Raw genomic sequence first — 22,342 nt, forward strand, 5'->3', positions numbered from 1 at the left:
TATGAACGATCTGCACGTGCCCACCCACCCCATCCGCCTCGTCACCGCCTCGGCGCTCTTCGACGGCCACGACGCATCGATCAACATCATGCGGCGGATCTTCCAGAGCCAGGGCGCCGAGGTCATCCACCTCGGGCACAACCGGTCGGTCCAGGAAGTGGTTGATGCCGCACTCGACGAGGACGTGCAGGGCATCGCCGTCTCCTCGTACCAGGGCGGGCACGTGGAGTACTTCGAGTACCTCGTGGAGTCGTTGCGCGCCCAGGGCGCCGGGCACATCCAGGTCGTCGGAGGCGGTGGCGGCGTCATCGTCCCGGACGAGATCGCCCGACTGCGCGACTCCGGCGTCACCATCTTCTCACCCGAGGACGGCCAACGACTCGGACTCGTCGGCATGATCAACTCCGTCGTCGCCGACTGCGACATCGACCTCACCGCCGTCCGGGGGCTCGACCTCGACGGCGTCCTGGCGGGCGACCGTTCCGCCGTCGCACGCGCCATCACCGTCGCCGAGGCTGGATCCCTCGGTGATGCTGATCGCGAGCGCCTCCAGGCGGCGGCCGACGACCACGCCGCACCTGTCCTCGGCATCACCGGCACGGGCGGGTCGGGCAAGTCCTCGCTGACCGACGAGCTGGTGCGCCGGTTCCGCGTCGACCAGCAGGACAAGCTGCGCATCGCGGTGATCGCGGTCGACCCCACCCGTCGCAAGGGCGGCGGCGCCCTCCTGGGCGACCGCATCCGCATGAACTCGCTCGCCACCGACTTCGGCGGCGGCCACCAGACCTACTTCCGGTCGCTGGCCACGCGAGGCGCCCACGAGCTGCCGGACGCGCTCGGCGACGTGATCCGCGTCGTCAAGGCGGCCGGCTTCGACCTGGTGATCGTCGAGACCCCGGGCATCGGGCAGGGCGACGCCGCGATCGTCCCGTTCGTCGACACCTCCATGTACGTGATGACGCCCGAGTTCGGCGCCGCGTCGCAGCTGGAGAAGATCGACATGCTCGACTTCGCCGACACCGTCGCCATCAACAAGTTCGAGCGCCGCGGCGCCAAGGACGCGATGCGCGACGTCGGGCGGCAGATGGTGCGCAACCGCGAGGCGTTCGGCAAGCAGCCCGAGGACATGCCCATCTTCGGCACGTCGGCCGCCACCTTCAACGACGACGGCGTCACCGCGCTGTACCAGCACCTGCGCGGCTCGCTGGCCGGGCTCGGGCTCGCCGTGGCCGAGGGCGTGCTGCCCCCCGTGGACGTCCGGCACTCCAGCGGCACCGCGAAGGTGCTGCCCACCGACCGCGTCCGCTACCTGACCGAGATCTCCGAGACCGTCCGTGGCTTCCACGCCGAGACCGAGCAGCTGGCCGAGGCCGCCGACCGCGCCCAGCGTCTCGAGCTGGTCGCCGCCGAGCTTCCCTGCGGACGGGCGCTCCGACGTCGACGAGCTCCTCACCGAGGCCCGCAAGGCCCTGCCGCACGAGGTCAGCGACCAGATCGAGGCATGGCCGTCAGTCGTGGAGTCGTACTCCGGCGACGAGCAGGTGGTGACGGTGCGCGATCGCGAGATCCACACGACGCTGACCCGCGAGTCGCTGTCCGGCAACAAGATTCCCCGCGTCTCCCTGCCGCGCTACACCCACCACGGCGACCTCGTCCGGTTCTGGCGCCGCGAGAACCTGCCCGGCCACTTCCCGTACACGGCCGGCGTGTTCTCGTTCAAGCGCGACGGCGAGGACCCGGCACGCATGTTCGCCGGCGAGGGCGACCCGTTCCGCACCAACCGCCGGTTCAAGCTGCTCAGCGAGGACGGCGACGCCACCCGGCTGTCCACGGCCTTCGACTCCGTGACGCTGTACGGACGCGACCCCGACCTGCGGCCCGACGTCTACGGCAAGGTCGGCACCTCCGGCGTCTCGGTCGCCACCCTCGACGACATGAAGGTGCTGTACGACGGGTTCGACCTGGTCTCCCCCGGCACGTCGGTCTCGATGACCATCAACGGGCCGGCGCCGACCGTGCTCGCGTTCTTCCTCAACACCGCCATCGACCAGCAGGTCGACCGGTTCCGGGAGACCGAGGGACGCGAGCCCACCGCCGACGAGCACGCTGACCTGCGGTCCTACGCCCTGAAGAACGTCCGCGGCACGGTCCAGGCTGACATCCTCAAGGAGGACCAGGGCCAGAACACCTGCCTGTTCTCGACCGAGTTCAGCCTCAAGATGATGGGCGACATCCAGCAGTACTTCATCGACGAGGGCGTCCGGAACTTCTACTCGGTGTCGATCTCGGGCTATCACATCGCCGAGGCCGGGGCGAACCCCATCAGCCAGCTGGCCTTCACGTTGGCCAACGGGTTCACCTACGTCGAGTCCTACCTCGCACGTGGCATGGACATCGACGACTTCGCACCCAACTTGTCGTTCTTCTTCTCCAACGGCATGGACCCCGAGTACTCCGTCCTCGGGCGGGTCGCCCGGCGCATCTGGGCCATCGCGATGAAGGAGAAGTACGGCGCCAACGACCGCTCGCAGAAGCTGAAGTACCACGTGCAGACGTCCGGGCGGTCGCTGCACGCGCAGGAGATGGACTTCAACGACATCCGCACCACGCTGCAGGCGCTGATCGCCATCTACGACAACGCCAACAGCCTGCACACCAACGCCTACGACGAGGCCGTCACGACGCCGTCGACCGAGTCGGTGCGGCGGGCGCTTGCCATCCAGCTGATCATCAACCGCGAGTGGGGCCTCGCGATGAACGAGAACCCGTTGCAGGGATCGTTCATCATCGACGAGCTGACGGACCTGGTCGAGAAGGCCGTGCTGGCCGAGTTCGACGCCATCAACGAGCGCGGCGGGGTCCTCGGCGCCATGGAGACCGGCTACCAGCGCGGCCGCATCCAGGACGAGTCGATGCTGTACGAGCACCGCAAGCACGACGGCTCGCTGCCGATCATCGGCGTCAACACGTTCCGGCGCCCCGAGGTCGAGGGCGAGCAGGAGCACAGCGTCGAGCTGGCCCGCGCCACCGAGGAGGAGAAGAAGTCTCAGCTCGACCGCGTGCACCAGTTCCAGCAGACCCATCGCAGCGAGGCCGAGGAGGCTCTGGCACGGCTGAAGGAGGCCGCGATCGGCGGCGAGAACGTCTTCGCCGTGCTGATGGACGCCGCACGCGTCTGCTCCCTGCAGCAGGTCACCGAGGCCTTCTTCGAGGTCGGCGGGCAGTACCGCCGCAACGTGTGAGGCAATTCAGCACCGCCGCAACGTGTGAGGCAATCCAGCACCGCCGCAACGTGTGAGGCAGTTCCCGCTGAGGGCGATAGCGTCGTGAGTGTGCTGCGTGACGACCTGGGAACCGCCGTGCCCGTGCCACGGCCTGCGCGGCGCGTGGTGTCGCTCGTCCCCTCGCTGACCGAGGCGATCGCGGCGACCCGGCCCGAGGCGCTGGTGGGCGCGACCGACTGGTGCACGCACCCCGGCGACCTCGCCGTGACCCGCGTCCGCGGCACCAAGAACCCCGATCGCGCAGCCATCGCGGCGCTCGAGCCCGACCTGGTCATCTGCAACCAGGAGGAGAACCGCGAGCTGGACGTCGATCGTCTGCGCGCCGCCGGGGTGCCGGTGTGGGTCACGGTGATCGAGACCCTGGACCAGGCGTTCGCCGCCATGCGGCGGGTGTTCGACGAGGCGCTCGGCTGGGGCGTGCCGGACTGGCTGGAACAGGCCGAAGCCGCGTGGGCCGAACCTCTGCCCGCCCGGGGATCGGTCGCGGTGCCGATCTGGCGAGATCCGTGGATGGTCGTCGGCCCCGACACCTTCACCACGGACCTGCTGGCCCGACTCGGCTGGTCCAACCACTTCGACCACGGCGAAGCCCGCTACCCGCACGTCGAGATCGGCGAGATCGACACGACCGAGGTGGACCTGGTGCTCCTGCCCGACGAGCCCTACGTGTTCACTGCCGCCGACGGACCCGAGGCCTTCACGACCGCCCGCACCGAGCTGGTCTCCGGCCGCCTGCTCACTTGGTACGGACCGTCGCTGCTCGAGGCGCGCACCACCCTCGCCGAGATCCGCTGACGAGTCACGCAGGTCCCGTGACGAGTCACTCGCTCCCGGTGACGAGTCACTCTCGACCGGTGAGGAGTCACCCACGTGACTCCTCGGTGCCCCTACGTGACTCGTCAGCGGTTCTGGGTGACTCGTCAGGGGTCAGGGGGTGAGGACGAGCTTGCCGCGGACGGTGCCGTCGGCCATCGCCGCGAAGGCGTCGCGGGCGTCGGCGAGAGCGAACGTGCGGTCGACCACCGGACGCACCCCGGTGGTCTCGCAGAAGGCGATCAGGTCGGCGAAGTCCTCGCGTGAACCCATCGTGGAACCCTGGATGCGCAGGTAGTTCATGAACACGCGCGGCACCTCGGTCGGCGCGGAGTAGCCGGACGTGCCGCCCGAGACGACCATGACACCGTGCTTGCGCAGGCTCTTGAGCGAGTGCGCCCACGTGGCCTCGCCGACGGTCTCCATCACGGCGTCGACCTTGTCCGGAAGTCGCGCACCGGGCTCGAACGCCTGGTCGGCACCGAGGTCGACGGCCCACGCCCGCTTCTCCTCGCTGCGGCTGGTGACCCACACCCGCACGCCGGCGGCGCGGCCGAGCAGGATCGCGGCCGTGGCCACTCCCCCGGCTGCGCCCTGCACCAGCACGGTCTGGCCGGGCGTCACGCCTCCTGCGCGGAACATCATCCGGAAGGCCGTGAGCCACGCCGTGGGCAGGCACGCCGCCTGCACGTGGTCGAACCCGGCCGGCAGCGGCAACAGGTTCTGCGGCGGGACCCACACGTGCTCGGCCATGGTGCCCGGGTGCAGCTCGGAGAACAACGACATGCGCGGATCGTGCAGCTCGGGCCCGCGCCAGTCGGGATGGTTGACGACGGCATGGACGACGACGTCGTTGCCGTGCTCGTCGACCCCTGCGGCGTCGCACCCCAGGATCATCGGGAGCCGGTCACCGGGCATCGCCACGCCCTCGAGGGTGAAAAGGTCGTGGCGGTTCAGGGACGACGCACGCACGTCGACCCGCACCCAGCCCTCGGGCGCCGCCGCGGGCTCGACGTCCTCGACGCACAGCGCCGAGACCGGGTCATCGGGCGAGAACTCCCGGACGAACGCGGCCAGCATCAGCGGCTCAGGACTGCTTGATGCCGTCGTGGCCCTGAGTGGCCGCGGCGACGGCCGACTTGCGGGCGGCGGCCTTCTTGGCGGCCTTGCGCGGCGTGGTCGACGCCACCATCTTGGGGTCGTTGGCGGCGATGGGAGGCGTCTCGCCCACGATCGCGTTGTGGCTGCCCCACACCAGGTACTTGGCGGTGAGGTTGATCAAGGTGGCGAAGCGGTTGCGGTTGCCGAGCAGGGTCGCAATGTGCAGACCGACCCAGATGATCCACGCCGGGAAGCCCTTCAGGCGCGGCATGAACTTGATCTCCGCGATCGCCGACGACCGACCGATCGTGGCCATCGTGCCCTTGTCGCTGTACTTGAAGGGCTTGACCTTGTCGCGCTTGCCCTTGAGCTCGGCGGCGATGACCTTGGCGACGTGCTTGCCGCCCTGGATGGCCGGCTGCGCCAGCTGGGGCAGCGGGTTGTCGGGGTTGACCGACACGTCGCCGATGGCGAAGACGTTGGTCAGCCCGCGCACCTGCCAGTGCTCGTCGGTCTCGATGCGGCCGCCACGCCCCTGCGGGACGTTCCAGTCGGCCACGACCGGGTGGGCGGTGATGCCCGAGGCCCACACCACGATGCCGGCGGGCAGGAACTCCTGCTCTCCGTCGACCTCGACCAGCACCCCGTCCTCGCGGACCTCCTTGACCGCGGTGCCGAGCCGCAGGTCGACGTCGCGCTTCTCCAACGACTTCTTGGCGTAGTCACGCAGCTTGGGATGGAACGGCCCGAGCACGTGCGGCATCATCTCGACGAGCGTGATGTGCACGCGGTTGCGGTCCAGCTCCGGGTAGGTGATGGGCATGTCGTTGTTGCGCAGCTCGGCGAACGCGCCTGCGGTCTCGACGCCGGTGGCGCCGCCGCCGACCACGATGATGCGCAGGTCGCGGTCCTGCCCGTTGACCGCGGCGTTCTCGAGGTTGGCGAACATCTTGTCGCGCACCGCGAGCGCCTGCGAGCGGCGGTACAGCGGCATCGAGAACTCGGGCGCACCCGGGATGCCGAAGAAGTTGGCGGTGACGCCCACGCCGATGACGAGGTGGTCGTACTTGACCGAGTTGCCGCCGTCGAGGTGGATGACCTGGGCGTCGTGGTCCATCGAGGTGACGGTGCCCTTGAGGAAGCGCACGTTGTCCTGCTTGGCGCGGATGGCGCGCAAGAACCAGGTGATGTCGCCGGGGTTCAGGCTGGCGGTCGCGACCTGGTAGAGCAGGGGGTTGAACGTGTTGTACGTGTGGCGGTCGATCAGGGTGATGTCGACGTCGGCGCGCTTGAGCTTGCGGACGGCGGCGATACCGCCGAAGCCGCCGCCCACGACGACGACGTGCGGACGGATCAGACCGGTGGCTGCGCTGGTGGACATGCCTCTCAGCGTAGTCGCGTGACGGCCCCCACACCGAACTGCCTCATCCCCGAGTGGGAGTCACCCATGCCCTCGACTCTGCCCGGCGCAGCAGCACGAACACCCATCCGGCGGCGCCGGCCCACGGCAGACCCACGAGCGTGAACACGCCCATCAGGACGGTGACGCCCGACAGCACGGTGAGCACGAAGTGGCCCGCGCCGTGGCGCTTCCACAGCAGCCAGGTGGCACCGAGAGCGACGACGCTCAGGGCCAGGGTGGTCGCGCACAGTGCAGCCGCCAGACGGGCCGAGTCGACGATCTCGGCCTCGGAGCTTCCTGACATCGACCGCAGCGGCGAGTCGAGCTGGGCCTGGATGAGCGCGTCGCGCGCCAGCAGGTACACCGCGAGGTAGATCAGGCTGCCTGCTGCCGCCAGACCGCTGGCGATCGACGCGACGAGAGTGATCGTGCGCACCGTCGACGGCGGGCCCGGCCGGCTCGTGGCAGGTGGGCCGGACGGCGCGGCCGACACCGCTGCGGGAGGCGGACCGCTGGCGAAGGGATCGGGCGCGGTCTGCGGCTGGACGTCCGCCGGCGCCGCCGGGGCGACGGGTGGGGCCAGGCCGTTGGCCGCGGCGAACCACGCACGGGCCTCGCGATTCCACAGCTGCATGACCGCGACCACGGCGAACGCCGCAGGCAACAGCCCGATCAAGCCACCCGTGGCGATGAACACGAGCGCCACCACGCCGGCGACGACGGTCAGCATCACGCGCGACTGCAGGTGCCCCCGAGCCGCGTACACGGCGAACACCACACCCCCGATCAGCGGGACGACCAGCACCATCAACGCGATGCGCAGCGCGTCGATGACGCCCTGGACGGTCAGGCCGGCCGCCTCGACATCGGCACGCGGGATCGCGTCGGTGAGCCCCTGCTGGATGTCCTGGCTGCTCCACGAGGTGAGCCAGCCGATCACGTAGAACAGCAGCAGGGCACTGCTGGCCCCGACGAACAAGCAGGCCGACAGCACCTTCGGTGGACGAGGGGGCGCGGTGGTCACAGGACCATCTCATCATGGTGGCTCATCACGCTGGCTCACAGCGCCGCGCCCTCACGACCATCGGTCGTGCTGCGGTCAGACCGGCTCGACGGTGAGCTCCTCGAGATCGTCGGCACGATCGACCCGCACGGTCTGGCCGTCGCGGATCTCGCCGGCCAGCAGCGCCTTGGCGAGACGGTCGCCGATGGCCTGCTGCACCAGCCGGCGCAGCGGGCGGGCACCGTACAACGGGTCCCAGCCGGTCAGGGCGAGCCATTCCTTGGCGGCGTCGGTGACCTCGAGGGTGATGCGCCGGGCGGACAGACGCCGCTCGAGCGAGGTCAGCTGCAGATCGACGATGTGGGTGAGTGCATCGGTGTCGAGCGCGTCGAAGGTGACGATCTCGTCGAGTCGGTTCAGGAACTCGGGCTTGAACGACGCACGGACCACCTCCATCACCGCGGCGCGGCGCGCGGCGTCGTCCAGCGTCGTGTCGTTCAACGCCGCAGAGCCGAGGTTCGACGTGAGGATGATGATCGTGTTGCGGAAGTCGACCGTGCGTCCCTGTCCGTCGGTCAGGCGACCGTCGTCGAGCACCTGCAGCAGCACGTCGAACACCTCGGGGTGGGCCTTCTCGACCTCGTCGAGCAGCACCACCGAGTACGGGCGTCGTCGCACGGCCTCGGTCAGCTGGCCACCCTCGTCGTAGCCGACGTAGCCCGGAGGGGCACCGACGAGCCGGCTGACGCTGTGCTTCTCGCCGTACTCGCTCATGTCGATGCGGATGATGGCGCGCTCGTCGTCGAACAGGAACTCCGCCAGCGTCTTGGCCAGCTCGGTCTTGCCGACGCCGGTGGGACCGAGGAACAGGAACGATCCGGTGGGACGGTCCGGGTCGGCGATGCCGGCGCGGGAGCGGCGCACCGCGTCGGACACGGCCTGCACCGCAGCGCTCTGACCGATCAGGCGCTTGCCCAGCTCGTCCTCCATGCGCAGCAGCTTGCCGGTCTCGCCCTCCAGCAGGCGCCCGGTGGGAATGCCGGTCCAGGCCGCGACCACCTCGGCAATGTCGTCGGCCGTGACCTCCTCGGAGACCATCGGGTGGTCGACACCTCCCTTGGCCGCCCCCTCCTGTTCCTGCATGGCGTCGGCGAGCTGCTTCTCCATCGCCGGGATCTCGGCGTAGAGCAGCCGGCTCGAGGTCTCCAGATCACCCTCCCGCTGGGCGCGCTCGGCAACGCTGCGCGCCTCGTCGATGGCCTTGGTGATGTCGCCGACGGCGTTCAGCGACTGCTTCTCGGCCTCCCACCGCTGCTCGAGCGCGCGCAGGCTCTCCTGCTGGTCGGCCAGCTCCGAGCGCAGCGTGGCAAGTCGCTCGCGACTGGCGTCGTCGTCCTCGTGGGAGAGGTGCATCTCCTCCATGCGCAGTCGGTCGACCGATCGGCGCAGCTCGTCGACCTCGACGGGGCTGGAGTCGATCTCCATCCGCAGACGGCTGCCGGCCTCGTCGATGAGGTCGATCGCCTTGTCGGGCAGCTGGCGTCCGGGGATGTACCGGTCGGACAGCGTGGCCGCTGCGACCAGGGCGGCGTCGGAGATGCGCACGCCGTGGTGGGCGGAGTACTTCTCCTTCAGGCCGCGCAGGATCGCGATGGTGTCGGCGGGGCTCGGCTCGGCGACCAGCACCTGCTGGAAGCGGCGCTCCAGGGCCGGGTCGCTCTCGATGCGCTCGCGGTACTCGTCCAGCGTCGTGGCTCCGATCATCCGCAGCTCACCGCGCGCCAGCATGGGCTTGAGCATGTTGCCGGCGTCCATCGAGCTGTCACCCCCGGCGCCCGCTCCGACGACCGTGTGCAGCTCGTCGATGAAGGTGATCACCTGGCCGTCGGACTCCTTGATCTCGGCCAGCACGGCCTTCAGCCGCTCCTCGAACTCACCGCGGTACTTGGCGCCGGCGACCATCGCCGACAGGTCCAGGGAGATGAGGCGGCGCCCCTTGAGGGTCTCGGGAACGTCGCCGTCGACGATGCGCTGAGCGAGGCCCTCGACCACGGCGGTCTTGCCGACGCCGGGCTCGCCGATGAGCACCGGATTGTTCTTGGTGCGACGGCTCAGCACCTGCACCACTCGGCGGATCTCGCTGTCACGGCCGATGACGGGGTCGAGCTTGCCCTCACGCGCGACAGCGGTGAGGTCGACGCCGTACTTCTCCAGCGACTGGTAGGTGTCCTCCGCGTCCTGGCTGGTGACGCGGGCACTGCCGCGGACCGCCGAGAACGCGGCCTGCAGGGCCTCGGCGGTGGCGCCGAGGCGCTTGAGCAGCGCCGACACGCCAGACTCCACGGTGGCCAGGGCCACGACGAGGTGCTCGGTCGACACGAACTCGTCGCCGAGCTGGTTGGCCAGGTCCTGTGCACGCTGCAGGACCTGGGCGCTGGATCGCGACAACCCCGGACTCTGCACGCTCGAACCGGTGGCGGAGGGCAGCGCCTCCACCAGGGCCTTCGTCTCCACGGCGACCTGGGCTGCGTCGACACCGGCCGCCTGCAGCAGCGGCGCGGCCGTCCCGCCCTGCTGGGTCAGCAGGGCCGTCATGAGGTGGGCCGGCTCGACCGACGGGTTGCCGGCCGCGACGGCGCTCGACGCGGCAGAGCTGAGGGCCTGCTGGCTGCGGGTGGTGAACGACGAGAGATCCATGAACGTGCTCCTGTGCTGGGTGGGTCCTACCTCTACCTCAACCACGGCAGAGTTGAGTCCATTCCTATCAAGTCGAACTGATTCAGGCTGACGTCGCAGCAGTTCGACCATGGCTCGATCGGACCCGGCGCAACGTCCCGGGACTGCCACAGCTTGTCCCCTTGCGATATGTTCATGACGCGTGCAATTTTCCACCAACGCCAGAGGGTTCCCCGTGTCGCGCGACGACTTCATCGAGATCGAGCTGATCAGGGGCTCGGGCCGATGGGTTCGCGTGCGCCGACGCCGGGGGTGGATCCACCGACTGCGCGAGTGGCGCAGCAATCGCTGATGCAGGCTCAGTAGCCGCTGAAGTAGTCCGTGCGCACGCGCTTGGCGCGCTTGGCCAGGCCCGTTCGCACCGCGTTGACCATCACCGGCGGGCCCGACACGTAGGCGCGTCGCTCGGCGAGGTCAGGCACCGCCTCCGCCACCACGGTGGCCGAGAGCACCGGCGCCTCCACCCAGGTCCAGGTCGGCGGCAGGGAGCTCGGCGCGGTCGGCGACACCAGCACGACCCGATGCTCGGCCAGCTCGTCCGCGAACGGGACGTCGTGGCCCGACGGCACTCCGTACACCAGCACGGCATCGCGATCAGGCTGGTGGCGCAGCTGGCTCAGGAACGGGGTGACCCCGATGCCACCGGCGACCAGCACGACCGGGACGGTGGGGTCCTTCGGCAGCACGAAGTCACCGCTGACTCCGGTGGACTGGACCGTCGCGCCCACGGGCAGGTGCGCCATCGCCTGCTTGAACGACGACGCCGGCTCGGGCACCCGCAGCGAGAAGGCCATCGTGCCGTCGGCCGCGGGGGGCGAGCTGATGCTGAAGACGCGGCGCGACCCGCGGGTGTCGGTGCCTGAGTGGGGCAGGTGCAGCTCGGCGTACTGGCCCGGCTCGAAGCGGTGCGGCCGAGCCGACCGGAACACCAGCTCGTGCGTGTCGGCACCCCGCAGCCGGCGCTCGACCAGCTCGAGCCGCAGTCCGCTGCGACGAGCGAATGCGAAGGCGACGAGGTTGCCGCTCAGCAGCGCCGCCACCTGCCACTGGTCGCCGATGCCGAACAGCGGAGGCGTCTCGGTGACGGTCAGGATGGCCAGCGGGTAGGCGTAGACGACTGCAGCGACGACCGCGACGACCAGCTGCTGATGGCGGCGCGGAGGAAGCGTCAGGGGCTCGCTGAGCATGAAGCCGGCGAGGAAGACGAACGGCGACGTCTCGATCGCCGTGCGTGCGGCGTCCCCCCAGCCCTGCCCGAAGTGGTGCAGGCCCAGCATCACCAGCGGCAGCGCGACCACGATGAACACCAGCCCGAGGTCGAGCCGCCGGGTCCGGTACAGCACCAGGAACGCGGCGACCACCACCCACGGCAGCAGGTCGGCCGACGCGATCCACCACGAGGCGCCGATCCGGTCGACCGGATCGATCGAGAGCACCGCCTGGAGCAGGTAGACGCCGAACGCTCCGGCGGCCGCCGGGTTGAACACGTGTCGGCCCCGCCAGGCCAGCGCGAACTTCGACAGGGACGCCAGCACCGCGGCGGCCGCCAGCCAGCCGAGCTTCGACGGACCGGTCTGGGGGATGAACAGGAAGTACAGCAGGAGCGCCGTGATGACCGAGGACTCCAGGTGGGGCCGCACCTTCCACACCCGGGCCAGCACCCACGTGCTGACGACGGTCGCCACCAGCAGCACCGCCAGGGACACGACCTGGCCGCCGAACGAGAACAGCCCCTCGCCCAGCGAACCGACGCCGGCGTAGAGCATCGAGATGGCCACGAGCACCGCGAGCGAGAGCGTGACGAGGCGATACATCGTCACCTGCCCGAGCCGACGATCCAGCAGATTGGTGATGGGGGTCATGCGAACACCTCTCCGGGAAAGCTCGGCGACCACAGGACGCGGCCGTCGGCGTGCATGCGGACGAACTCGTGGTCAAAGCGTCCCATCAACGCGGCCGGATCGGCGAAGAAGTGTGCCGTCGCCAGGGCGTCGGCCCGCATGCACGACTGCGGCACCACGACCCACGTCGCGATCACGTCGTGGGTGGGGCGGCCGGTGCGGCCGTCCAGCACGTGGTGCAGCTGGTCGCCCCACTGACGCCGGTTGGTCGCCGACCCGCAGAGCGCGTCCTGCGGGCCGAGCTCTGCCACCCCGATGGCGCGTGTCGGGTCGCCGGGGTGCTCCAGCCCGACGCGCAGAGGTGCGCTTGCACCGTGGTAGATGTCGCCGCCGGCATCGACCGTGAACTGGCGGGTGTGCGCCTCCACGACCGCCGAGACGAGGTCGACCAGCAGACCCTTGCCCATCGCGCCGACGTCCAGCAGGGCCGGCGAGCCCATGGTGAGAACCGGTGGGCGCCACTGCAGGGACGACCAGGGAGGCACGGCGGCGAGATCCTGGCGCGGGGTGAGCGAGTAGGCCGCGTCGTAGCCGAGATCGGCGAGCGTCTGACCGATGAGGGGGTTGACCGCGCCCGCCGTGACCTCGTGCAGCTGGGCGTACAGCGTGAGCATGGCGTCGGCCTCGGCGGGCAGCGTCCACGACCCGGCCGCGCGGGACATCTGCGCCACGACCGAGTCCTCCCGGAACCGGGACCAGACCGCGTCGAAACGCTCGATCGTGGCACCCACCTGGGCGCGGACCTCATCGGGAAGTGGCGCAGCGGTGTCGACCTGCCACCGGGTGCCGATCGCGTCGAACGACCACGCGTGACCCGGGACGTCAGGCACGGGCCTCAGGCCTGGGCGTCCTGGCGGATCTTGTCGAGCGCCTCGTTGAAGCCGCCGCTGGTCAGCGACGATCCGGAGACCTTCGACACCTCGATCTCACCGAGCTTCTTGCCGACGACCTCGCCGGCGATGCCGGAGATGAACTGCTTCTGGTAGGCCAGCGAGGTGCCGGTGGCACCGGGCTTGACCTCGACGGCGGTGACCACGTTGGCGGCCACCGTCATCGTGACGTCGACCGAGGACTGTCCGCCCGGATTGGCGTAGGAGCCGGACGCCTCGTAGGTGCCGTCGGCGTAGGTGGCGTTCGGGTCCGCCGCCGGCGCGTCGGTGGAGGTGCCCGCACCGGTGTCGGAGGCACCGGAGACCGACTCGGTCGGCCCCCCGCACGCGGCCGTGAGCAGCAGGACGGTGGTGGCGGCCGTGGCCGCGAAGGTCGATCGGACGGTGGGGAGTCGCATCAGGGGCTCCTGGAGATGGGCGGTTGAACCTTCAACGGTACCAACGTGCGCGCCGTGCGATCAGTTCCCCACCATCGGCTGTCAGAGCTGGTGCAGGGCCAGTGTCGCAGCATGGAACCCCGACATGCCGTGCACGCCCGCTCCCGGGGGTGTCGACGCCGAGCACAGGTACAGGCCCGGACCCATGGCGTAGGGGTGCGGAGACATGCGCGGGCGCATCAGCAGCTGCCAGGGCGTGTTGGCCCCGCCGCCGATGTCGCCGCCGACGTAGTTGGGGTTGTACGCCTCCCACTGCGCCGGCGAGGTCGTGTGCTGCCCCACGATGCGGTCGCGCACGCCGGGGGCGAACCGCTCGATCTGTCCGATGACCGCCTCGGTCGCGTCACCGGTGTAACCGGCCGGCACGTGGGCGTACGCCCAGACCGGGTGGACGTCGCCGACCGAGCGTCCGGGATCGGCGACGTACTGCTGGGCGGCGAGCACGAACGGGCGGTCCGGCATCTGACCTCGGGCCACCTGCTTCTCGGCGGCGGCGATCTGCTCGATGGTGCCGCCCAGGTGCAGCGTGCCGGCGCGGTGGCACCACTCGTTGGTCCACGGCACGCCTCCCTCGACGGCCAGGTCGACCTTGAAGACGCCCGGTCCGGACTTCCACGAGCGCAGGGCCCGACTGATCCGTGACGGCACCCGGTCACCGGCGATGTCGGCGGCCGAGCCCGGGGCGGTGTCGAACATGACGATGTCGGCATCCGGGAGATCGGTGACCCGGTGGCCTGTCTCGATGCGACCGCCGTGGGCGGCCAGCTCGGCGGCCATGGCGCGGCTGATCGCGGCCGAACCGCCCTTAGCCGCGGGCCAGCCGTACCCATGGCTGGTGACGCCGAACGTGACTCCGAGGCCACCGGTGGTCGGGCTGGCCAACGGGCGGATGGCGTGCGCCGCGAGCCCCGCGAACAGCCCCCGAGCCTCGTCGGTCTTCCACCGGTGGGCGATGACCGTGGCCGGGAGCAGCGCCCGCAGCCCGAACCGGGCCAGCTGCACGGGGTGGCGCGGCACGTGCAGGATCGGCCCGAGCAGCTCGGACATCAGGTCGTCGGCGTGCTCGGTCATCGACTCGAACAGGCGCCGCCACGCGGGCCCGTCGACGCCGAGGTGCTCCACCGTGCGGTCGAGATCGTGGAACAGCACGCCCGCCCGGCCACCGTCGAGCGGGTGGGCGGCGTCGACCTCGGGGTAGAGCCACTCCAGACCGTGCCGCTCGAGATCGAGGGACCGCAGGAACGGCGAGGCCACCCCCATCGGATGGATCGCCGAGCAGACGTCGTGCACCAGTCCGGGCAGCGTCAGCTCGGCCGACCGCGTGCCGCCGCCGATCTCGTCGGCCGCCTCGAGCACGGTGACGTCGACGCCGGCGCGCGCCAGCACGATTGCCGCCGCCAGCCCGTTGGGACCTGATCCGACGACGACTGCAGTGTGGGGCACCTGTTCAGGCTAGGGGTTCGGCCGACGCGTGCACGCGCACCGGCACGTTGACGGCCCACGGCTGACGGCTGGTCATCTCCGAGACGTCGACCTCACCGCGCTCGATCTCGCCGGTGGCGGCGTCGACGATGCGGTACTGCTGCACCGGAGTCATGAGCGGCTGCGACTCCATCATCACGACCCGCAGCTGCCCGGGCTCGAACTGGCAGTGCGCCTGGATGGCGGCGAGCAGTCGTTCGTCGTGCAGGTGGCCGTCGGCGAAGTTCCACCCGATCGCCGAGCCGCACAGCAGCTCGCCGTCGATGACGAAGCGGTCCTCGTGGTCCGCTGCGGCGTGCGGATAGAGCGTGGCCATCGCGCGACCGTGGGGATGCAGGCTGCGCCAGGCGAACATCTTGCCGAACATCAGGTCGACCGCGTCGGCGTCGTACAGCTTGGCCAGCTGGCGGTGCGGCAGCTGTGCGGCCTTGGGCACCCGGTCGGCGTAGGTCTGCTCGGCCTCGGGCGTGAACAGCCACACCGAGGTGGGCCAGTTGCCGGCGTAGTAGCGCATGGCCGGCAGGAACGAGACGTGCCGGGGGCGCAGGTTGCCGTAGACGACCACGGCCGCAACGGCCACGAACACCAGAGCCACAAGCCACGGGTACTGGGTGTCGGCGATGCCGACCCCGGCGTACTCGCCGAACAGGTACACGGCGCCGAACATCATCACGATGTTCCACTCCAGCGGCACACCCAGCGGGATGGCGCTGAGGATGTGCAGGTGGAACAGCACCATGAAGACGACCGCGACCTGGGTGACGATGCCGCCGGTGGACAGCAGCAGGATCAGCGGCACGGAGTACTCCACGACGGTGCCGCCGTGGGCCATCAGCGTGGCGAGGCCGGACGGTCGCACGTCGTCGTCGAGGTTGCGCCACAGACGCTTCTTGATCGCCTTGGGGTACAGCGGTGCGTTGCTGATCATGGTGGCGACCACGAATGGGAAGTGCTGGTTCAGCTTGGACGTGGCGGCGCCCCACCACAACGCGATCATGATCAGCTTCGCTGCCACGATCATGTCCACGAACGGGAACAGCAGCACGATGCCGGTGACCCAGTAGTGCTCGGACCGAGCCGCCAGGAAGATGGTCTTGTCGCGCAGGCCGAGCACGGGCAGGATCACCAGGATCGGCACGAACCGACTGGGCTCGATCATGCTCATGCCACCGCTCAGGCGGTCGGCCGGCGAGATCAGCACCCACACGGCCGCTGCGAGCACCGCGACGTACAGCAGGACGTCGACGATCGTGCGGGTGTGGCCCCGGGTGCCGGGAACACGGTCGGGCCACGGTGGCAGCCGGATGGTGCCGGGACGCAGCCAGTACAGGAAGGCGCCGATCGGTGGGAGGAACCGGAAGGTCAGGGGCCCGAAGCCGCAGCCGAACCCGAGCACCTCGAACAGCAGCGTCCAGATGATGACCTTCTGGAAGACCACCGGCTCGGTCCACCAGTCGCGCCACTCACCGATCGTGCCGATGCCGGGCGTGGCGGCGATGAACGCCATGGCGCCCAGCACGTAGAGCGCCATCTTGATCGCGTACAGCGCGTAGATGCCCTGCGGCGTGCCGAATCCGAAGACGGTCCAGTGGTGCGACAGGGCACGCGTGCGATCGACCCGCGGCTGCGCGCGCCACGCATCGATGTCGAGGTCGGGCAGAGTGGGAGAGATCAGGCCCATGACGCTCCTTGAGGTCAGTGTCGACCTGACCCTAGCGGCACGGTGTGACCTTCACCACGCCAAACGGCAGGGGCGTCGTTTCCGGTTCGCCGCGCCGTGGAGCGGGCCCCTAGGCTTGGGCCGCACCGAAAGATCCAGGAGAGTCCATGAGCAGGCAGTTGCGGGTCGCCGTGATCGGCGCCGGTCCGGCGGGCATCTACGCGTCCGACATCCTCACCAAGGCCGAGCTGCCTGCACCGTTCGACTCCGTCAGCGTGGACATCCTCGATCGTGACCCCACGCCGTTCGGCCTGATCCGCTACGGCGTCGCGCCCGACCACCCGCGCATCAAGGAGATCATCAAGGCGCTCCATCGGGTGATGAACCACGAGGACATCCGCTTCCTCGGCAACATCGACTACGGCACCGACCTCAAGCTCGACGACCTTCGCCTGTTCTACGACGCGGTCATCTTCGCCACGGGCGCGCGGCGCGACCGCGACCTCGACATCCCCGGCATCGATCTCGACGGCTCGTTCGGTGGCGCCGACTTCGTCGCCTGGTACGACGGTCACCCCGACGTGCCCCGCGACTGGCCGTTCGATCCACGCGCCGAGAGCGTGGCCGTGCTCGGCGTCGGCAACGTGGGCCTCGACGTCGCCCGCATGCTGGCCAAGACGGCCGACGAGCTGCTGGTCACCGAGATCCCCGACAACGTCCACGCGAGCCTGTCGAGGAACGCCACCACCGACGTGCACGTGTTCGCGCGTCGCGGACCGGCGCAGGTCAAGTTCACGCCCATGGAGCTGCGCGAGCTGAGCCACTCCCCCAACATCGACGTCATCGTGCACCCCGAGGGCTTCGAGCTCGACGAGGGCTCGATGGACGCGATCCGCGCGTCCAAGAGCCAAAAGCTCGTGGTCGACGTGCTGCAGAACTACCTGGCCAAGGAGCCCTCGGGCGCCGCCCACCGCATCCACATCCACTTCTGCCAGAGCCCCGTGGAGGTGCTGGGCGAGGACGGCAAGGTCGTCGGCCTGCGCACCGAGGTCACCGAGCTGGACGGCACGGGCAACGTGCGCGGCACCGGCGAGATGGTCGACTGGCCCGTGCAGGCCGTCTACCGCGCCATCGGCTACTACTCCGACAACCTCTCCGGTCTGCCGTTCGACCAGGTGCACGGCGTCGTTCCCAACGACGGCGGTCGGGTCATCGAGATCGACGGGTCACCGCTGCCCGGCGCCTACGTCACCGGCTGGATCAAGCGCGGCCCGGTGGGCCTGATCGGTCACACCAAGTCCGACGCCGCCGAGACGATCCGACTGCTCATGGAGGACCTGGACGACCTCGTCGCGCCGCCGCAGCCCGAGCGCGAGGCGATCACGACGTTCCTGGAGACCGAGGGCGTGGAGTACACGACCTGGGCAGGCTGGGAGAAGCTCAACGAGCACGAGCTGTCGCTCGGCGCGAACCACAGCCACGAGCGCGAGCGCGTGAAGGTCGTGCCGCGCGAGGACATGGTCGCGATCGCCCGCGCCTGACCGCACACCCGTTCGCCAAAGAGCGAAGCAAGGCGAACCACGCGCCCAGCCTCGACCAAGCCCGTTCGCCAAGGAGGCCGCCCGCGGCCGACTGTGAGCGAAGCGAGGCGAACCACACGTCCAGGCTCGAGCGAGCACACAACCTCACCACGCCTCGGTCGCTCGTTCCTCGCTCCCGGGCCCTAGCGAGCTGGCGAGCGTGAGGCGCGCCAGCGCCGAAGGGCACGTTCCTCGCAGAGCTCGTCACTGGCGAGCAGGGCTGTTCGCCAGGGAGCGTAGCGACCGTGAGGCCGCAGACCGAGGCGAACCACGGCGCTACTTGGTGCGGATGACCTGCACGTGGCACTGGTCGCCGGCAGCGGGGATCTTGGTGATCTCGAACCGCACGGAGCCGCCGGGCGCGACGTTCTCGACGCGCTTGGTCCGGACGGAGCGGAACTCGCCGTCGAGCGGGCCGACGTACACCGACACCTGGTACGTCGCCGCCTTCTTCTCGGAGTTGGACAGGAAGCCTGCGGCGACCCACTGCTTCTTCTTGCCGAGCTCGCACCGGAACGACGACAGGGCCTCCGGCGCCGGTTCGCCTGACGGCTCGACGGCCTCGGGAGTGGGCGAGGACGTGGGCGCTGCCGGCGTCGCGCTCGCAGACGGGGTGTCCGAGGGGGTCGGTTTCGCGGCGGGGCTTGAGCCACCACCGCATCCGGCCAGGGTGAGGGTCGCCACGACGAGGGTCGTCGATGCCGCCGTCCACCTCATGGGGTCATCCCACCACGCACGAACGGGCCTTCGCGGCCCGACACTCCCGCAGATCAGCCAGCGGTGCCGTCGTCGTCGAGCAGGGCCCGTCGCACCCGGCCCACCACCTCGTCGACGGGCCGCACCGAGTGAACCACCACGACCGACGTCGCGCCGTCGACGCGCGAGGACGCCTGCTCGATGACGACCGCCATGGCGCGGTCGAGGTCTGCCTCGGGGTCGGTCAGGTCGCCGCGGAGCCATCCGCGCAGGACGTGGTTGTGGGCGGTGACGACGGCGGAGGCCATCAGCTCCGCGCGCAGGGACCCGTCCGGCTCATCGGGCCACCGACTCATCAGCGCGTCGGCGAACAGGCGCTGGTACTGACGCAGGCCGGCCATCTCCCGGTCGCGCAGCGTCGGCACCGAGGTGATCAGCCTGTACCGCCGCAGTGCGCGATCTCCCTCGGCCACGTAGTGCCGCAGGACGATGCGGGCCGCTTCAACCACGGCGATGTCACGGGTCGCCGGAGCGGCTGCCGCCAACCGGGCGGCGATCCGTTCCAGCAGGTCGTCGTGCGCCGGGAAGATGACTGCTTCCTTGGACCCGTAGTGCCGGAAGAACGTGGTGCGGCCGACCCCGGCGCGTGCGGCGATGTCGTCGACGGTCGTGGCGTCGAAGCCCTGCTCGTCGAACAGCTCGAAGGCGGCGACGACCAGGCGCTCGCGGGCGCTCGGCTGTGGGGTCGGCATGGCCGCAACATACGTGGGAGTACGATGTACCGCAAGGACGGTACTCAGTACCAACCATCAGCCAGAGGACGCGCATGAGCGAGAACGACCACGGCCCGCAGGACGACGCGGCGCACGGAATTGCGCAGGTCGGAGTGATCGGCGGCGGCCTGATGGGCTCCGGCATCATCGAGGTCGCGGCGCGCGCAGGTCTGGACGTCATCGGCATCGAGGTGACCGACGACGCCGCCCGGGCCGCCCGGGAGCGCGTCGAGGGCTCGCTGCGCCGCGCCGAGTCGCGCGGCAAGATCGAGTCGGCCGAGGTCGCCGCCGTGCTGGACCGCATCCGGTTCGAGACCGACCTCGAGACGCTCGCCGACCGCGACCTGGTGATCGAGGCCGCCAGCGAGGACGAGAAGGTCAAGCTCGACCTGTTCGCCCGTGTCGGCCAGATCCTCACCAAGGACGACGCGATCCTCGCCTCCAACACGTCCTCGATCCCGATCGTGAAGCTCGGTGCGGTCTCCGGACGGGCCGACCGCGTCATGGGCGTGCACTTCTTCAACCCGGCACCGGTGATGCAGCTGGTCGAGCTGATCCCCTCGCTGACGACCTCGCCGGACACGCTCGACCGCATGCGCGGCTGGATCGAGCAGTCGCTCGCCAAGAAGCCGATCGACGCCACCGATCGCGCCGGCTTCGTCGTCAACTCCCTGCTCGTGCCGTACCTGCTCAGCGCCATCCGGATGTACGAGGCCGGCTACGCGTCGGCCGCCGACATCGACCGCGGCATGGTGCTGGGCTGCGGCCACCCCATGGGCCCGCTCGCGCTCAGCGACCTGATCGGGCTCGACACCATCAAGGCCATCGGCAAGTCGATGTACGACGAGTTCAAGGAACCGCTCTACTCGCCGCCGCCGCTGCTCGACCGCATGGTCGACGCCGGACTGCTGGGCAAGAAGTCCGGTCACGGCTTCTACCCCTACGAAGGGAACTGATCATGACCACCGCACCGGGAACCGACATGTTCGTGCTCTCCGAGGAGCACCAGGCCATCCGCGAGGCGGTGCGCGCCGTCGCGGAGGACAAGATCGCTCCGTACGCCGCCGACGTCGACGCGCAGGCGCGCTATCCCGAGGAGGCCGCGGCCGCACTACTGGCGTCGGACTTCCATGCGCCGCACGTGCCCGAGGAGTACGGCGGAGCCGGCGCCGACGCACTCGCCACCGTGCTGGTCATCGAGGAGATAGCTCGCGTGTGCGTCTCGTCGTCCCTGATCCCTGCGGTCAACAAGCTGGGCTCGCTGCCGCTGATGATCGGCGGCGGCGAGCAGATCAAGAAGAACTACCTGACCAAGCTGGCCAGCGGCGAGGGTGGCTTCTCGTACTGCCTGTCCGAGCCCGACGCCGGCAGCGACGCGGCCAACCAGACGACCAAGGCCGTCCGCGACGGCGACGACTGGGTGCTCAACGGCGTCAAGCGCTGGATCAGCAACGCCGGCGTCTCCGAGTTCTACACCGTGCTCGCGCAGACCGATCCCGCCAAGCGCACCAAGGGCATCACCGCGTTCGTCGTCGAGAAGGACGACGAGGGCGTCTCGTTCGGCGCACCCGAGAAGAAGCTCGGCATCAAGGGCTCGCCGACCCGTGAGGTCTACCTCGACAACGTGCGGATCCCCGGCGACCGCATCATCGGCGAGGTCGGCGAGGGCTTCTCGATCGCCATGAAGACCCTCGACCACACCCGGGTGACCATCGCGGCGCAGGCCGTCGGCGTGGCCCAGGGCGCGCTGGACTACGCACTCGGCTACATCCAGGAGCGCCAGCAGTTCGGTCACCCGATCAGTGACTTCCAGGGCCTGCAGTTCATGGTCGCCGACATGGGCATGAAGATCGAGGCAGCCCGCCAGCTCACCTACGCGGCCGCGGGTCGCTCCGAGCGCGGCGACTCCGACCTCACGTTCTTCGGGGCGGCGGCCAAGGCGTTCGCGTCCGACACCGCCATGTCGGTCACCACCGACGCAGTTCAGCTGCTCGGCGGATACGGCTTCACCGCCGACTACCCGCTCGAGCGCATGATGCGCGACGCCAAGATCACCCAGATCTACGAGGGCACCAACCAGGTGCAGCGCGTCGTGATGGCCAAGCAGCTGCTCGCCGGGGTGCAGAGCTCGCTCTGAGCGACCCCGGCCCACACCACTCCCCCATCCACGCACCTACGCGAAGGAGCACACCCGTGCCCCTCATCAACATCGACGTCGTCCGCGGCCGCGACGAGGCCGCCACCCGCGTCCTGCTCGACGCCATCCACTCCGCCATGGTCGAGGCCTTCGGCGTCCCGGTCACGGACCGCTACCAGGTGCTCACCCAGCACGACGAGCACGAGCTGGTCGTCGAGGACACCGGTCTCGGGTTCCCCCGCAGCCGCGACCTCGTGGTCCTGCGGCTCACCAGCAGCGCTCGGACCGACGCCGCCAAGCAGGAGTTCTACCGACTGCTGGCCACCTACCTCGAGGAGCGTGCCGGCGTGTCACCCGATGACGTCGTCGTCTCGATCGTCGAGAACGGTCCGGCCGACTGGTCGTTCGGCGGCGGCGTCGCCCAGTTCGTGACCGGCGACCTCTGAG

Annotated in this window: 17 protein-coding genes and 1 pseudogene; 7 read left to right on the forward strand and 11 right to left on the reverse strand. The window is 69.8% G+C overall.

The window, feature by feature from the left end; all coding sequences use genetic code 11:
* The first annotated feature begins 1 nt into the window (after position 1).
* Both icmF and AC0L5F_RS08250 read left to right on the forward strand, forming a co-directional pair.
* Positions 2-3,242: pseudogene (gene icmF, locus AC0L5F_RS08245) on the forward strand (fused isobutyryl-CoA mutase/GTPase IcmF).
* Positions 3,243-3,335: 93 nt separating this feature from the next.
* Complete coding sequence (locus AC0L5F_RS08250) at positions 3,336-4,079, forward strand: helical backbone metal receptor (protein ID WP_473316170.1); 744 nt, start codon at positions 3,336-3,338, stop codon at positions 4,077-4,079.
* A gap of 132 nt (positions 4,080-4,211) precedes the next feature.
* Here the strand turns inward: AC0L5F_RS08250 and AC0L5F_RS08255 are convergent, their stop codons facing one another.
* The 4 genes from AC0L5F_RS08255 to clpB form a co-directional block, all read right to left on the reverse strand.
* Positions 4,212-5,177, reverse strand: coding sequence for a quinone oxidoreductase family protein (locus AC0L5F_RS08255; protein WP_473312835.1), 966 nt, complete (start codon positions 5,175-5,177; stop codon positions 4,212-4,214).
* Positions 5,178-5,184: 7 nt separating this feature from the next.
* A complete protein-coding gene (locus AC0L5F_RS08260) occupies positions 5,185-6,579 on the reverse strand; it encodes an NAD(P)/FAD-dependent oxidoreductase (RefSeq protein WP_473312836.1) in 1,395 nt (464 codons plus the stop codon).
* 43 nt (positions 6,580-6,622) lie between these two features.
* Positions 6,623-7,624 carry a hypothetical protein gene (locus tag AC0L5F_RS08265; RefSeq protein ID WP_473312838.1) on the reverse strand — a complete coding sequence of 334 codons (1,002 nt, stop codon included), beginning with the start codon at positions 7,622-7,624 and terminating at the stop codon, positions 6,623-6,625.
* Between the two features lie 75 nt (positions 7,625-7,699).
* A complete protein-coding gene (gene clpB, locus AC0L5F_RS08270) occupies positions 7,700-10,300 on the reverse strand; it encodes an ATP-dependent chaperone ClpB (protein ID WP_473312839.1) in 2,601 nt (866 codons plus the stop codon).
* Positions 10,301-10,481: 181 nt separating this feature from the next.
* Between clpB and AC0L5F_RS08275 the strand changes: the two genes are divergently transcribed.
* A complete protein-coding gene (locus AC0L5F_RS08275; RefSeq protein ID WP_473312840.1) occupies positions 10,482-10,631 on the forward strand; it encodes a hypothetical protein in 150 nt (49 codons plus the stop codon).
* Between the two features lie 7 nt (positions 10,632-10,638).
* On the opposite strand, the gene AC0L5F_RS08280 is transcribed toward AC0L5F_RS08275, so the two are convergent.
* The 5 genes from AC0L5F_RS08280 to AC0L5F_RS08300 all read right to left on the reverse strand — a co-directional run bounded on the left by AC0L5F_RS08280 (position 10,639) and on the right by AC0L5F_RS08300 (position 16,730).
* The gene (locus AC0L5F_RS08280; protein WP_473312841.1) at positions 10,639-12,201 is read right to left on the reverse strand and encodes an FAD-dependent oxidoreductase; all 1,563 of its coding nucleotides are present in this window, start codon (positions 12,199-12,201) and stop codon (positions 10,639-10,641) included.
* Positions 12,198-13,070 (reverse strand): FAD:protein FMN transferase, encoded by an 873-nt coding sequence (locus AC0L5F_RS08285; RefSeq protein WP_473312842.1) that lies wholly within the window; start codon positions 13,068-13,070, stop codon positions 12,198-12,200. The genes AC0L5F_RS08280 and AC0L5F_RS08285 overlap by 4 nt, the downstream gene beginning before the upstream one ends.
* A 5-nt stretch (positions 13,071-13,075) precedes the next feature.
* Positions 13,076-13,528, reverse strand: coding sequence for an FMN-binding protein (locus tag AC0L5F_RS08290; protein ID WP_473312843.1), 453 nt, complete (start codon positions 13,526-13,528; stop codon positions 13,076-13,078).
* Positions 13,529-13,609: 81 nt separating this feature from the next.
* Entirely contained in the window at positions 13,610-15,010 is a 1,401-nt protein-coding gene (locus AC0L5F_RS08295) for a phytoene desaturase family protein (protein WP_473312844.1), read from the reverse strand.
* Positions 15,011-15,014: 4 nt separating this feature from the next.
* Complete coding sequence (locus AC0L5F_RS08300; RefSeq protein WP_473312845.1) at positions 15,015-16,730, reverse strand: DUF3556 domain-containing protein; 1,716 nt, start codon at positions 16,728-16,730, stop codon at positions 15,015-15,017.
* Between the two features lie 146 nt (positions 16,731-16,876).
* Between AC0L5F_RS08300 and AC0L5F_RS08305 the strand changes: the two genes are divergently transcribed.
* Positions 16,877-18,250, forward strand: a complete 1,374-nt coding sequence (locus AC0L5F_RS08305) for an FAD-dependent oxidoreductase (protein WP_473312846.1) — start codon at positions 16,877-16,879, stop codon at positions 18,248-18,250.
* Between the two features lie 315 nt (positions 18,251-18,565).
* Here AC0L5F_RS08305 and AC0L5F_RS08310 read toward each other — a convergent pair whose 3' ends face one another.
* Entirely contained in the window at positions 18,566-19,006 is a 441-nt protein-coding gene (locus AC0L5F_RS08310; protein WP_473312847.1) for a hypothetical protein, read from the reverse strand.
* 53 nt (positions 19,007-19,059) lie between these two features.
* Complete coding sequence (locus tag AC0L5F_RS08315; protein ID WP_473312848.1) at positions 19,060-19,737, reverse strand: TetR family transcriptional regulator; 678 nt, start codon at positions 19,735-19,737, stop codon at positions 19,060-19,062.
* Between the two features lie 74 nt (positions 19,738-19,811).
* Between AC0L5F_RS08315 and AC0L5F_RS08320 the strand changes: the two genes are divergently transcribed.
* The 3 genes from AC0L5F_RS08320 to AC0L5F_RS08330 are packed head-to-tail and all read left to right on the forward strand — an operon-like array spanning position 19,812 to position 22,341.
* On the forward strand, positions 19,812-20,714 hold the full coding sequence (locus AC0L5F_RS08320; RefSeq protein ID WP_473312849.1) for a 3-hydroxybutyryl-CoA dehydrogenase: 903 nt from the start codon (positions 19,812-19,814) through the stop codon (positions 20,712-20,714).
* A 2-nt stretch (positions 20,715-20,716) separates the two neighbouring features.
* Positions 20,717-21,895 carry an acyl-CoA dehydrogenase family protein gene (locus tag AC0L5F_RS08325; RefSeq protein WP_473312850.1) on the forward strand — a complete coding sequence of 393 codons (1,179 nt, stop codon included), beginning with the start codon at positions 20,717-20,719 and terminating at the stop codon, positions 21,893-21,895.
* Between the two features lie 56 nt (positions 21,896-21,951).
* Complete coding sequence (locus tag AC0L5F_RS08330; RefSeq protein ID WP_473312851.1) at positions 21,952-22,341, forward strand: tautomerase family protein; 390 nt, start codon at positions 21,952-21,954, stop codon at positions 22,339-22,341.
* The last annotated feature ends 1 nt before the right edge of the window (position 22,342 follow it).

It is taken from the genome of Aeromicrobium sp. 10G20-16 (assembly GCF_055809665.1).